The 12,828-nt window shown below is 55.3% G+C and carries 19 protein-coding genes; 16 read left to right on the top strand and 3 right to left on the bottom strand.

Going from position 1 to position 12,828, the window contains the following annotated elements; translation table 11 throughout:
* The first annotated feature begins 100 nt into the window (after window positions 1-100).
* From KU306_RS12220 to KU306_RS12190, 8 genes are all read left to right on the top strand, one after another.
* Window positions 101-1,186 carry a DNA methyltransferase gene (locus KU306_RS12220; RefSeq protein WP_258302082.1) on the top strand — a complete coding sequence of 362 codons (1,086 nt, stop codon included), beginning with the start codon at window positions 101-103 and terminating at the stop codon, window positions 1,184-1,186.
* A gap of 25 nt (window positions 1,187-1,211) precedes the next feature.
* Window positions 1,212-1,832, top strand: a complete 621-nt coding sequence (locus KU306_RS12215) for a hypothetical protein (RefSeq protein ID WP_258302081.1) — start codon at window positions 1,212-1,214, stop codon at window positions 1,830-1,832.
* Window positions 1,825-2,766, top strand: coding sequence for an McrB family protein (locus tag KU306_RS12210; RefSeq protein ID WP_258302080.1), 942 nt, complete (start codon window positions 1,825-1,827; stop codon window positions 2,764-2,766). The genes KU306_RS12215 and KU306_RS12210 overlap by 8 nt, the downstream gene beginning before the upstream one ends.
* A 2-nt stretch (window positions 2,767-2,768) precedes the next feature.
* Window positions 2,769-4,016, top strand: a complete 1,248-nt coding sequence (locus KU306_RS12205; protein WP_258302079.1) for an McrC family protein — start codon at window positions 2,769-2,771, stop codon at window positions 4,014-4,016.
* A 349-nt stretch (window positions 4,017-4,365) separates the two neighbouring features.
* Window positions 4,366-4,521, top strand: a complete 156-nt coding sequence (locus KU306_RS12200) for a hypothetical protein (protein WP_258302078.1) — start codon at window positions 4,366-4,368, stop codon at window positions 4,519-4,521.
* A 151-nt stretch (window positions 4,522-4,672) separates the two neighbouring features.
* Window positions 4,673-4,852: a DUF7576 family protein gene (locus KU306_RS19065; RefSeq protein WP_425499526.1), complete on the top strand. Its 180-nt coding sequence runs from the start codon at window positions 4,673-4,675 to the stop codon at window positions 4,850-4,852.
* A 738-nt stretch (window positions 4,853-5,590) separates the two neighbouring features.
* The gene (locus KU306_RS12195) at window positions 5,591-5,830 is read left to right on the top strand and encodes a hypothetical protein (protein WP_258302077.1); all 240 of its coding nucleotides are present in this window, start codon (window positions 5,591-5,593) and stop codon (window positions 5,828-5,830) included.
* A 1-nt stretch (window position 5,831) separates the two neighbouring features.
* Entirely contained in the window at window positions 5,832-6,053 is a 222-nt protein-coding gene (locus tag KU306_RS12190) for a hypothetical protein (RefSeq protein ID WP_258302076.1), read from the top strand.
* Window positions 6,054-6,597: 544 nt separating this feature from the next.
* Here the strand turns inward: KU306_RS12190 and KU306_RS12185 are convergent.
* Window positions 6,598-6,993, bottom strand: coding sequence for a hypothetical protein (locus tag KU306_RS12185; RefSeq protein WP_258302075.1), 396 nt, complete (start codon window positions 6,991-6,993; stop codon window positions 6,598-6,600).
* Window positions 6,994-7,142: 149 nt separating this feature from the next.
* Between KU306_RS12185 and KU306_RS12180 the strand changes: the two genes are divergently transcribed.
* The gene (locus KU306_RS12180) at window positions 7,143-7,751 is read left to right on the top strand and encodes a site-specific integrase (RefSeq protein ID WP_258302074.1); all 609 of its coding nucleotides are present in this window, start codon (window positions 7,143-7,145) and stop codon (window positions 7,749-7,751) included.
* Here KU306_RS12180 and KU306_RS12175 read toward each other — a convergent pair.
* Window positions 7,748-8,047: a hypothetical protein gene (locus KU306_RS12175; protein WP_258302073.1), complete on the bottom strand. Its 300-nt coding sequence runs from the start codon at window positions 8,045-8,047 to the stop codon at window positions 7,748-7,750. The genes KU306_RS12180 and KU306_RS12175 overlap by 4 nt on opposite strands.
* A gap of 109 nt (window positions 8,048-8,156) precedes the next feature.
* On the opposite strand from KU306_RS12175, the gene KU306_RS12170 reads away from it, so the two are divergent.
* The 7 genes from KU306_RS12170 (at window position 8,157) to KU306_RS12140 (ending at window position 11,225) form a co-directional block, all read left to right on the top strand.
* Window positions 8,157-8,459 (top strand): DUF7342 family protein, encoded by a 303-nt coding sequence (locus KU306_RS12170; RefSeq protein ID WP_258302072.1) that lies wholly within the window; start codon window positions 8,157-8,159, stop codon window positions 8,457-8,459.
* A 131-nt stretch (window positions 8,460-8,590) separates the two neighbouring features.
* Window positions 8,591-9,196 (top strand): hypothetical protein, encoded by a 606-nt coding sequence (locus KU306_RS12165; protein ID WP_258302071.1) that lies wholly within the window; start codon window positions 8,591-8,593, stop codon window positions 9,194-9,196.
* Between the two features lie 89 nt (window positions 9,197-9,285).
* On the top strand, window positions 9,286-9,576 hold the full coding sequence (locus KU306_RS12160; RefSeq protein ID WP_258302070.1) for a hypothetical protein: 291 nt from the start codon (window positions 9,286-9,288) through the stop codon (window positions 9,574-9,576).
* A complete protein-coding gene (locus KU306_RS12155) occupies window positions 9,569-9,856 on the top strand; it encodes a hypothetical protein (RefSeq protein ID WP_258302069.1) in 288 nt (95 codons plus the stop codon). The genes KU306_RS12160 and KU306_RS12155 overlap by 8 nt, the downstream gene beginning before the upstream one ends.
* Before the next feature lie 13 nt (window positions 9,857-9,869).
* The gene (locus KU306_RS12150; RefSeq protein WP_258302068.1) at window positions 9,870-10,247 is read left to right on the top strand and encodes a hypothetical protein; all 378 of its coding nucleotides are present in this window, start codon (window positions 9,870-9,872) and stop codon (window positions 10,245-10,247) included.
* A 109-nt stretch (window positions 10,248-10,356) separates the two neighbouring features.
* The gene (locus KU306_RS12145; RefSeq protein WP_258302067.1) at window positions 10,357-10,623 is read left to right on the top strand and encodes a LuxR C-terminal-related transcriptional regulator; all 267 of its coding nucleotides are present in this window, start codon (window positions 10,357-10,359) and stop codon (window positions 10,621-10,623) included.
* Window positions 10,620-11,225 carry a hypothetical protein gene (locus tag KU306_RS12140; protein ID WP_258302066.1) on the top strand — a complete coding sequence of 202 codons (606 nt, stop codon included), beginning with the start codon at window positions 10,620-10,622 and terminating at the stop codon, window positions 11,223-11,225. The genes KU306_RS12145 and KU306_RS12140 overlap by 4 nt, the downstream gene beginning before the upstream one ends.
* 436 nt (window positions 11,226-11,661) lie before the next feature.
* On the opposite strand, the gene KU306_RS12135 is transcribed toward KU306_RS12140, so the two are convergent.
* Window positions 11,662-12,768 (bottom strand): tyrosine-type recombinase/integrase, encoded by a 1,107-nt coding sequence (locus tag KU306_RS12135; RefSeq protein WP_258302065.1) that lies wholly within the window; start codon window positions 12,766-12,768, stop codon window positions 11,662-11,664.
* Window positions 12,769-12,828 lie beyond the last annotated feature (60 nt).

Raw genomic sequence — 12,828 nt, 5'->3', positions numbered from 1 at the left:
CAACCCGCGCTTACACCCAAAATCTGGCGCGAGTCAAGGCCATTTCACTTTCGCCCCAGTTAGACAATTTTAAAGTGGGCATACTTCATCGTCCATAACAATGACTGATGAGTCGCTGAAGTACCCCACTCCTGATAGGTCTCCGACGCACGAGACTCACGAAGCAGACGCTCGGGACCTCCCTCTGGAGGACAACACGGTGGACTTCATCGTTACTTCGCCTCCTTATTGGCAAAAGCGAGACTACGGCTTTGAGGACCAAATTGGACAGGAGGAGACGCCGGAAGAGTACGTCGAAGTTATTATCGAGACCCTCGATGAATGGCGGCGAGTCCTGACCGACCACGGCTCCATCTTCTTCAATATCGGTGACACGTATGAGAAACGGTCTCTGACAGGTATTCCGTGGAAGGTCGCGGAAGCAGCCCGGGAGGACGGCTGGCTCGTCCGCAACGAGATTCAATGGGTGAAAGAGAGCGGGATGCCCGACCCCGCAAAGAATCGGCTTGCGAACCGTCACGAGCCTATCTTCCACTTTACGCAAAATAACGACTACTACTACGACCAGCACGGGTATTCACACAAGTACGGATACAACGGCGCGAATCCGAGCGACGTGTGGAACGTCGGCTTCGAGCGGAATACGGGCGGCCACCTTGCACCATTCCCCAGCGAACTCGTTGAGCGAGCCGTCACGCTCGGTTGTCCGCCTGCTGTCTGTACGGAGTGCGGGGAGCCACGTACTCGTGAACTGCGGCGGACGGACAAACTTGACGAGAGCCGGTCACAGGCGAAGCGTGCGATGGAGATATACGAGCAGTCGGACCTGACGAAGGAACACATCCGCGCGATTCAGTCCTACGGCATCTCTGATGCAGGGAAGGCTCGTGAGATTCAGGATGGTACAGGTCGGAATGCCGAGGAAGTCCAAGAACTTGCTGAGGAGGCAAAGGAGGTTTTGGGCGGCTACTTCCGCGAGTTCACATTTGCTAAGAAGGAAACATCGGGCTGGAGCGAGTGTGATTGCGACGCTCCGACCCGCCCCGGTGTGATGATGGACCCATTCTGCGGAACGGGTACATCCCTTGACGCCGCCGCGAATATGGGCTTCTCAACGGTCGGCGTAGACCTTGACCCGCCCGAGGAGATTCAGATGTCCCTCGGAGCGAGTGTACAGCAAGGTTAAGTATCCACATTTTGTGGGCATTTATATGGCCCAATACGTGCTGCATCCCGATGCTGTGGAGGGATGTATGTGGGATTTGGCGGAGGAGAAAATCCACCGCCACTTCGGAGGCTACCTCGGGATGTTACGAACAGCCGAGGTCGAAGGGAAGACTGACGATTTGTTCTTCGATTACGAGGGCTTCTTTGATGCCTTCTTCAAGGTGCGTGACGACGGGTATCCGTACTTAGTCCCGTTCGATACGACTGACCTTGATGACCGGGAGGACTTCTGGTTCAACGACAACGTTGGCGGGTCCTACTCCACGTCATCTATCCGTGATGACCTCCCTTTCTCCTCGGTCGTGGACTATGGAGGGAGATACGCTGACCGCTGGTGGACGCTCAAAGATAATCACCACGAGATTGCGTTCGAGGAGATGTTAGAGCGCGAGGTCCCCGTCGAACCGCTTGCAGGTTTCCTCTATCGCGACTTTGCGATAGAACTGGATGAAGGTGAGCCGTCGATAGACCACTACGTGCGAATCTTCCGTGAGGAGTTCGGTCTGGTGGACGACGAGGGCGAGCCGACCGAGGTGTACAACCACCTCTTCCGAAGCGTGGATTTCGACTACGACTCCCCATTCGAGGCTGCTCAACATGGCTGAATTCGAACCATCATCCCCCGACCCGCGCAGTTCGCTCCGTTCGAAGAACAAGGTCCGCGCCCTCCAAGACCAAGACCTCGGGTTTGCCTCCAGTTCGGTGGTCGAAGACGACATCGAGCAGTTCGCGGAGGAAAGCGGCGTGGATGAGGAGGACATCGAACGGTGGATACGAGCCATCCGCCGCAAGGGACAGGCTATCTTCTACGGTCCTCCGGGCACTGGAAAGACCTACAACGCCGAGCGTATCGCGGAAATCCTCACCGGGACGAGCGATAACGTCACGACAATCCAGTTCCACCCGTCGTACTCCTACGAGGAGTTCATCGAGGGGATTCGGCCAGAGTACGATGACGCTGATGACACGTTGAAGTACCCGACGAAGAAAGGTCGCTTCGTGGAGTTCTGCGATGAAGCACGGAATTCGGACGGTAACTACGTCCTCATCATCGACGAACTCAACCGTGCCGAGGTCTCCGCTGTCTTTGGCGAGTTGATGCATCTGCTGGAATACCGAGGCAAGGAGATTCCGCTCCCGCAGTCTGACCGCGAATTCAGCGTCCCCGAGAACATCTACGTCCTCGGGACGATGAACACCGCCGACCGCTCCATCGCGCTCGTAGACTATGCTCTCCGCCGTCGCTTTGCGATGATAGAGATTGGTCCCGATTACGACGTGCTGCGGACCTTCCACGATGACACCGGGCACGACGTGGACGGGCTCATCGAGACTCTCAAGGAAATCAACGAGGAAGCCATCGGTGACGAGGACTTCTATCTCGGGATTACGTACTTCTTAGAGTCCAAACTGGACGAATACATCGAGGACATCTGGGTGATGGAGATTGAACCCTACCTTGAGGAGTACTTCTTCGATGAGGATGAGGTCGTGGACGAGTATCGATGGGATGCCGTCAAAGACGATGTGAGACCGTAGGTATGAGCGAGGAAGAGAAGACCATTGAACTGCCCGAATACGACCCCAAGGAGTACGACTTAGGCGAACTCCCTGACCACGTACTCGAAACTATCTACGAGCAGTACGGCGAGCAGGTCAATGTTGAGTGGCCGTCTCCGAAGACCGACGGTAAATGGGTACTCAAGAACGACGGGTATGCAGGACGAGTCTTGCTCGATGATGGGTGGACGCTTGTTCTGGAGCCCAAGGTCTCCCTCAGCAATATCTTTGGGATGTTGGAGTACGCCTACGACTTGGAGTCCGCCGAGTTTCTAGAAGGCGTCTACGACGCCGACAGCATTGAGGGATTCTTCGACCGGGTTGCATCCATCCTCGCGAAGAACGTGGAACGACGGAGTAATCAGGGGTTCCACAAGGAGTACGTCGAGAAGCAGGAGGAGTCGTCGTTCGTGAGAGGTAAAATTGACCTCCAGAAGACCGTCCGTGAGCCGTGGAAGCCTGAGGTTCACCAGACGTACCGCGACCTCACCGCCGACATCGAGGACAACCAAATTCTGCTCTGGACGCTGTGGAAGGTCCTCTCCAGCGGGTTGCTGCGGGAAGAGACTCGTAAGCAGGTTCGACGTGCAGTGCGTTCACTGAGGGAAATCGCTACGCTCCAAGAGTTTACCGCGAACGACTGCACCGGACGCACGTATCGGCGGCTCAACAGCGACTACGAGTTTATGCACTCGCTCTGCTACCTGTTGCTGGATAACAGTGGCCCGACCCGGGAGATGGGCGAACAAGAGATGCGTCCCTTCAGCGTCGATATGCCACGGCTGTACGAAAGATTCGTTGCTCGTTGGTTGAAAGAACACGTTCCCCAGTCGTACGAGGTTCAGTCGCAAAAAACTGTCACCATCCACGAGTCTCCGAGTATTCAGTTCGACATCGACCTCGTTATCAAATACAACGGGAACGTCGTCGCCGTGGCCGACACAAAGTACAAAGAGCGGACTCGCCCGGACACTGATGACATCGCGCAAGTAGTCGCCTACGCCGAGTACTACGGTACGGAGAATGCCTTCCTCATCTATCCTGAAGACCTCCAAACCGATTTCGATGTCGCCGTAGGCGACGTTCACGTCCAAGACCTCCAGTTCCGGCTCGGTGGCGACCTCGAAGCAAATGGAAGTACGTTCAGAAGCGATATTCTACGAGCAATTCGCCGTCCGATGAGTGGCCAAGCCGATTTGGACTCGTTCGCTGACGTTTTCTCCGCCTAATCAGTTTCTCAGGGACCTGTGACTGCGATACACATTTGCGTCAGTAAATCAATACTTCAGGTATGAACGTCCCTGAGAACGTCCGGCTCGTCGGCGTCCGTGCTGAGTCTATCGAACACATCGAGACGTGGCCAGTCTTCGATGACGACGAAGACGACGAGTGAATCGCGGCGGCGAAGCACCTAAGCAGTCTTTTATCGTAAATCTGTCATATGGCAACGATTAGCCACGAACAGTGCGGTAACTGCGATACACTTCTCCTCAACCACGGTGATGAGGTATTCACCTGCCCTGAGTGCAACGAAATCTACGCTAAGACGCTAATTCGGGTCTCCCCCGGTGGGTCGCGATGATATTGCGAGCAATTGGCGCAATCGTCGTCTCGGTCCCCATCGGCGGAATGCTTGCAGGCGTCATTTCCGCTCTGGCGGGTATCTGGGCTCCTGAACTCGCGCTCGCGACTATCCCCGCGACGTTCCTCGGACTGATGGTTCTGTCCAGTTGAATCGTCGTTGAACGCCTTGTTGAACATCTTGAACATCTTTTGCGTCCACTTTCGCCCCGGGCTGACCGCACGTTTCCGCTCTAAAAATCGCACGGGCATATAGTAAACTATATGACAATAACTATCCCCCAGTACCTTGACGGTCAGAGGTATGGGGAAATCAGGTAACCCGTTTGACGAGGCGACCGCGACAACGACCGAGTGCGAAGCGTGCGGTTCGGCCATCGATACCGACGGAGCCCGGTTAGAGATTGCAGAGTATGACGAGACCGGAGCCCGAGTTGAGCAAGTGTCATTCTGCGACGCCGAGTGTCTTGGGGACGTTTACTGACGCTTACGTCGGCTCATATCTCACCTTTTCAATTGCAGGAAACGCTGTGATTCTCCGTATCAACAGCAAACCTTTGCAATAGCCATTCATCTGTCACTTTAATGAGTGATAGTAGCAGTACTCGTGGTGCGAGATGATATGCCAGTCTGACCGAGACTGCACCCGCGACCTCCTTGATGACGAATGGACGATGATGCGAACAGCAAACGGAATTAAATACTACTGTCTGGAGTGTGCCCAGATTGCGCGAGCAGGTGGTCACGAGTGAATAGCCTCTTCTTGATAACGGTCGGAATGTTCCCTCTCTGGGCGTCAGGCATCCTTTTCGTTGGTCTCAAAGCCGGTCAGATATGGACCGTCCCGTCAAGAGGAGCGACCGACGACGTGTACCGATGGATGTGATGGTGGGCGCGGTCGTGTCCGGGCTCGCCCTGCTCGTTGCATTTCTCCTCCACGAGTACGGCAACTAAGTGGCCAGATGCTTCTAGAGTAGTGACTATAATCCTTGAGATAGTACAGTAGAATGATGAGTGCCCAGACACAGGTGGTCAACGCCATCATCATCTTCATTCTCGCCTTTCTCGGGATTGCAATTCTGGGCGCACTCCCCCCTGTTGAAGGACCCTTAGCAGAGGAGGGAGCGCAACTACGAGTAGACCTCGCAGACGTAATCGTTCTTGCAGCGACCCTGCTTGGGGGATTTTCGTTCTATATTCTGGGATTATTGAGGTCCGCGCGATGACTGGATTCTTCGAGTATCTGAAAGCCCTCCTCGGAGGGATTCTCGTCCTTATCGTGGTCGGCACGTTCATCACGTCGGTCGTGAGCGTCGGCCTCGCACCTCAACCGGGAGACCCGTTTTATGCTGCGTGGGCGGTCTTGACTCAGTATGGGTGGCAGGCACTATTGTTAGTTGTCCCCGGTGCAGTGGGAGCAGCCTATGTCGTCTTCGAGATGCTAGATTCAGGTGGTTTCTGAGATGACCTTTAAGAAGTTCGTGAAGCAGATGGTGTTCATAGTGGTCTACGTACCATTCGCAACAGCCGCACTCATCTATCTCTTTTCTGGCGGAGAGTTTGGCGCAGAAGCAATGGTGAAAGCGGCAGTCCTCCCGTGGTGGCTTCCACTGATTGCTGTTCCACCGCTGCTAGTGTTGGTATTCGTCGGATTATCGAAACTGGGGCTAGACGAGTCCATCTGACTTGAAGTAAATCTTGAAGTAGGTGTCCTTCCCAATCCAGAATATCGAGAATGTCCGACGAACTAGAATCAGTCACCGCGATTATTCAGTTAATAGTCGCGGCTTTTCTTTCGCTCTATCTCTTTCACTTCTTCTCACTTTTCCCTGAGGACCTGCTTGATGGTCCATTCAGTGATGTTTTCTTGCTCTTCAGAAGTCTACCGTGGATTATAGTGGCGATGACGGTTCTTGCACTAGTTTCAATGATTTTAGAGGTGATGGACTAATGCGCATCTCCTCTTTTAAACTGCCCGCTCTACTCGAACTCTTATCGTACCAAATCGTGGTGACTGCCATTGGGTTCGCCTTGGCCGCCCGATTCCTTCAGCCACAAGTATCGGATGTTGCAGCCGCATTAGATGCCACTGCGAGTATCTTAGGTCTCCTCGCTCTACTCACGTATCGTCTGAGCAACCACGAGGAGTAATTCGTCGTGATTTCGAGTTAATGGGGTTGTTGGCTGTCCGCGCGGGTGAAATGTACGACATTTGAGGACGTAACCTCGTTAGAGGTTGTTGCGCAAATTTTGCATCATCGGCCCGACGTACCATTCGTTGTCTGATAGTTGTTGCACGTAGTCGTTATCTTCCATAAAATCGAGGACGGAGCGCACTTCGTCTTCCTCGTAGTCATCGAGGTCCTCGATGGTGATGGTCTCATTGTCGAACAAGTGGGTAGTTACGGTTGACCATATTTGGCTACGTTCTTCGCCCATGACATGGACCTGATTCCAGAAGACATGAATTTTCGCATTGGTTCGATGGTAACCCGGTGTCGTATTCTGGCGTAATACTGTGTACTGGAACACCGTTTCTCTCGCTATGATGGGCGAAAGTAGGGTGAGTGCCGTGGATGTGGGGGTCATCGTCGGTTCTACGTCTATATCGAGTGTTCCCGACACACCTCCTAATCGACTTGTCCCACAACTCGATTGTGTTGGATGGTCGAGCCTCGCTGAAACCCCGATATTCGCCCATTTTCGTGAACAAGCGCCTAGAATTTGTCAGATAGTAGATAGATATTTGAGCGTTTAGTTCTAATAACTCGCTTATGGTTCGCATTGACGACTCAGGAAAGCGGACGAAGTGCTGGCTTGACTACCCCGATGAGGTTGATGACCTCGCGACTGCCGCTCGCAGAACCGACTGGGAGCGCGACATCGCGATGAAACTGATGGGTTTCGTTGGATGCCGTGTTTCTGGAGTGGCATCGGCTCGGCCAGACGGAGTGACGTACAACAACGATGGTGATTACTGGCAAATCGAGATTCGAGGGAAGAACACAAAGGGCGGTGAGAAGACCATCCGAGACGCATACCTCCCCCGACGGGTCAAAGATATGCTGGACATCTACGCAGAGGAACGAGACATCGCAGATGACGAACCGTATGTCGATGCATCCGAATCTACGATTCGGCGTTGGGTCAAGGAATCCGCCGAAGAGATGTATGAGGAAACGGGGAATGAACGTTGGCTCTCCGTCTCCAGTCACGACCTTCGCCGGTCGTGGGCAACGCATCACCTCGTAGAGAAGGACGTGCCCGTGCGGGTGATGATGGAAATCGGTGGGTGGTCCTCGTACGAGGCCATCGAGCCCTACCTGACGAAGCCGACACCCGAAACTATTGGTCGAGAGATGCAGGCTGCCGGGCTCGTCTAGTCCCAGTTGAACTCGCCGTCGAACTCTACTATCGGCTGGTTTCGTATCTCTTCCATCTTCTCGTATTCCCTCACCTGCTCTTGGTGATGGACCCACTCGCTTGTCGTCATTCCAGTCGTCTCGATGGTCGGTTCATTCCCGGTCTGCGTTCGGTGCCCTGATGGAGGACATAGGTCGGATGTTCCTGACGGCGAACTCCTCTCTGTGATGTTCTTCGACGCCGATGGGCCACACTCGATGTACGGTCCTGTGAAGAGCCCAAAGCCGACTGAGCAGCCCAAATTCCATTCTACCATATTGTCTTACTATTCGACAGCATACCAAAAGCCTTCTCCGCCGAGTGGATGATGTCTGGGCTCGCCTGAGGCAGGCGCTCTTTTTACTTAATCGACCGTCATCGGAGATATGCCCGACGACTGGACCGAGGTCTCCACCCCCGAAGAACGAGTCCACACCATCGCGGAGTCGATGTCCGGGTCACGCACAGTAGAGTGGATAGCGGAGCAAGCAGAGGTAGACGAGGAGACCGCGCAGGTCGTGCTGGCCACGATGGTCGATGCCGGGACGCTTACCCGAGATGGCGACCGCTACGAAGTCAACGAGTACGCAGCCGTTGCGGACTACATCCGTGACATCGGTGAGGAGACCGAAGAAGGCATCCTGATTCCGTGGGAGACTATCGACGAGTTCGAGTCGCCGCCGTCCTGATGGCGTCTGCGGGTCTTGTCTAACTCTTCGCACGCACGTATAGGCTCTATTTCTTCTTCACATCGTTAAAAAGCCATTATTTGTTCCCTTTTGGGGGTAAGTATTTATACTACCCATTCTTCTATAGATGTATGAAGTCAGACAAGACTTCCGACAAGTGCGAATCGACAACCAACCACCCTACCGACGGCTACGTCTGTGACGACTGCGGCTCCGAATTCGATACGAGTCTGACGGCGTGGATGAAGACGTGGAACGCACCCGAACACGGAGAGAACGGACTCTGCTTCCGCTGCACAGGCTGTTACAATATCGGCGTCATCGTCTACGACTCCGAGGAAGGCGGCGTCAAGCGTCGCCACGGGATGGTCGCAGATGTTGCGGACGAACCCGAGTCGGACGCCGACAACATCTGGGTGGCCGCCGACGACAACGGCATCCTGATGACCGACGGTGGGCGCGACCTCGATGCCATCGACGCCGACATCCAGCACGAACTGGCTGGCTATCACGACGACATCCTCAATATCGAATCGACGACGCTCGTCCACGAGGACGACGACGCCTACTACGTCATCGCGAACTACTGGACCTTGGCGGAACTCAACGTCCCAGAGGAAGACTGGCGGCCTGTTGTCGGGGAAATCTACACGCCTGCAGTAAGCGAGGTCGCCAACGGCGAATACGGTGATGTCTCCGCTGCAGGATACCCGCTCATCCTGCGTAAGGAGGACTAACCCGTGACGGCGCAGCGAGGTTCGATTCCTCGCACGGGCTTCAGACGGTCTCTGTCACGTCTTAAAACCCGATGGAGGTGAGACAACCTATGTCAACCACAACAACGAACCAAGTCGTATCGGAACTGAACGCAATCGGCGTCGAAGAGCCGACCGTCGCCCACGACTGCAGCCGAGTCATCGACGGTGACGAAGTAACCTACACCAAGGTCTACGCAGGCTCATTCCAGAACGATTCGAAGGCCGCCCGAGCCCACTACGAGGAAGTCCGGGCAACCGTTTCCGTGGGGAGCGTCAACCTTCACCGTTCCTGCGCGAACGGGAACACGGTCCACTACCTCGTCATCATCACGCTTGACGGCAGTGATAGAGATGAGTGAGACGACCGTCCGCGACCGAGCGTGGCTCGTCGTCATCGACGCACTTCGCGAACAGGAATCAATCACGGCGACCGACGTGCAGGACCGCGCGGACGTATCCCGACCTGTTGCCCGGGGCGTTCTCCACGCTGCCGAGGAAGACGGGCTGCTCACTCGGGAGAGTGAGAGGTCGCACACCTACAAGCCCGCGATGTGGTTGATTCGTGCCGTTGAGGACCCGTCGTACCGGCGGGCCGTCGAGACGCTCATCGAGGAAGAACAAGCGACGAACGGGGCGTGATAGCAAGAGAACTATGACAGAATCCAACGACAGCAACGACGACGTATCGACCCGACAAATCCGCTGGAACGCCGAATGGCGACTCACAGACGACGAGCGCGAACTGATGGCGGCCATCGTCAACCTTGATTGTACGACGTGGGCACAACTCGATGAAGAATACGAGAGGCCACCCAGCAAACTGATGCCCCGGCTCAAAGCGATGGCGGCGAAGTTCCGCGATGCCACCGAGTACGCCGACGACATCGACTTCGAGACCTACACATCTCTCACTGGTTCCGACCGCGAGCGTGCGTTCTTCGCTCGGTCGTATGCAGGCGTCTGGGAGATGTGCTTCGAGGGAGCCTACACCGACCTCGTAGCCGAGTACACGCAGATATACGACCAGTAAGCGCCCCCGGTGACCTTTCTTCAGACTTTTCCTCGGCAGTTGCTACTGTAATTGTAGATGCTACCCTTATCGTAGCAACACTAATAGGGCATCTCCCTAAGTGTAAGGTATGGGACAATCAGATACGATGCTCTCCCCACGAGAGCAAGAGGTCCTTGAACAGATGCAGAAGACGCTGAACACCCGTTCCATCGCAACAGCGATGGACATCCGCATCAGTACGGTCCATACGTACCTGCAGCGGATTGACGAGAAGCAGCGGAAGGCAGCCGCGACGCTGGCCGCGCTGGACGACATCGAGTACGACGAGCGCCGCGCCCGGATGACTCGCGACGACGATGACGATGAGGGTGACTCCGCCCGTGATGAGACATGAGTGACAACCGCCACAACACCCGTCTAAAAGACGCTCAAGAGGAATACTACCAGAAGCACAAGAACGAGATAAATCTCTCCAAACTCCTTCAGGAAGCAGTAGAGGACCACCGACTCCGACGCACAGGCAATAAGGAACGGCTCAATCGGCAAATTGCAGAGAAGAAGGCGAAAATCACGGAGAAGGAGGCTGAAATCGATGAACTCCACTCCGAAATCGACGAACTGGAGAAGCGACTGGAGCAGATTGACGAGGCTGTCGAGAACGACTACGAGTCCGTCCGCAACCTCCTCGAAAAACTTATCCAGATTCCGCCGGAGGAGCGAGAGGCGGCTGTAAAACGGTCGGACGTACAAGTGCCGACGGTCAAAGTGATGGCCATCGTAGATGCTATCGACCTGCACTACTACGACGGTCAGAACTGGGAGAATGGAGACCGCCTCCACGCCGCACTCAACGATGCAGACATTGACGTACTGACGATGACTGACGACGAGGCAGCAGAGTACCTGACTCAGATGCTCCCCGAGGAGGAGGAAGCGTTTGAGGCGGAATGGGAGGAGTATTCCGAGGCGGACGGGGACGAGGAGAGTACCGATTAATCGGCTTGCTACGGTTTTTGTGGCACTTCCCTACAACTAACTATACAACATACACTATACATATACACACACTACTGTGTGTATACACACATCCCTACTACCTCCCTCAGACGTGACTTAATCGACAGATGTTGTAGCAAACATCCTCTGAATGTGTGTGTACACACATCGGCATACACATACACATCTTCACTTGTACACTCTCGCTCGGCTGCGTATCGACATATCTTGTAGTAACCCCGCCCATCCCTACGTCTCCTCACTCCTCGGGTGCTGGTCGGAACGTACGGCGCAAGATAGGCGCTCTTTTGATTGGTAATCTCGTATCTTAGATTGGACTGGCCACCTGCTACCTAACCATCCTCAACAACAGCCGGTCAGTCCAGTAGTGCCTTTCATTCTCCTCAAAAATAGAGTCCTCTGGTCCGAGGGCTGATTAGATGTCGTCCAAGAACTGCCTCCGCTGCTCCATCTTCCGCAGGTCTTCTCTCTCGTCGTAGTGTTCTTCGATGACCTTCTCCGACACATTAGCCCTCTCACTCACGTGGTCGCGACGCCAGTCCTTATCCAACCAGTGCGTGATGGCCCCGCGACGGATAGCGTGTGGACTAACGCTCCCCGGGCATTTGAAGGCACTCTGCTTGTTCTGGTTCGCTGTGCAGGTCTTCGGGTCTTCGTCGTGCGGGCAGTCGTCCGTGAGACAGGGGCGGCTGGCCCAGTAAACGTAGTTGCGGATGGTCGTGCGGCTGATGCGTCCGTGGACGGTCGTCAGTAGTGGTTCGCGCCCGTACTCGTCTTCTACGTCACGGCGTTGTGTGTCGCGCCAGTCGCGGAGCAGTCGGGCAACCCCATCGGAGATGGCTACCGGGCGTTCGCCGTTGGACTTGTTCTTCAGGGGCGTATCGCTCTCTGGACGGTGGTGCAGTTCGATGTAGGGTGTCTCCCCAAGATGGAGGTCATCGAGGTCGATGGACCGAACTCCTCCCATTCGCATCCCGGTGTGCCATAGTAGTTCCACGCACACGTGTTCAAGTGAGCAGTACTCGTACTTTCGTAGGTACTCCAGTACGTCCTCTGCGCGGTCGGCAGATAGCATCACGTCCCGAGCGTGGTCTCCCTTACTCAACGTCGGCGGGTCTATCTGTTCGGGGAGGAGCGGGTGGACGCCGTTCGCCTCCGCGCAGTGTCTGAGGTACACCCGAAGGGTGTCTATAGCGGTCTTCAGTGTCGGGCGGGCGATTGGTACGTTCTCAGGATTCTTCCCATTCTGAAACCTTCGCCAGTCTCGATACCGGATGATGTCTCTGCCCGTTACGTCGTTCAGGTTGTCGATGCCCTCCTGCTCACACCACTGTAGCCACCATTTGATTCGGCTCTTGTGCGAGCCCTCTGTCCACGCTGCGTTCTCCTCGCGCACTCGGGCCATATGAATCTCGTAGCCCTCCTGCGGGGTCATCGGCTCTAGGGGAATGGTCGGGTGTGGTTGTGCGTAGGGGTTGTCCGGGTCGATGCCTCTGTCTTGCCACGGAGTATCGTTGCTCATTGGTTGGCTCCGTGGAACCGGGTCCGACTGGGTGAGATTGCGCTTCGTGTCCGCGATGTG

The organism is Haloferax larsenii, from assembly GCF_024730625.1.
Lineage (GTDB): Archaea > Halobacteriota > Halobacteria > Halobacteriales > Haloferacaceae > Haloferax > Haloferax larsenii.
This window is presented reverse-complemented; position numbering and strand designations above follow the sequence as displayed.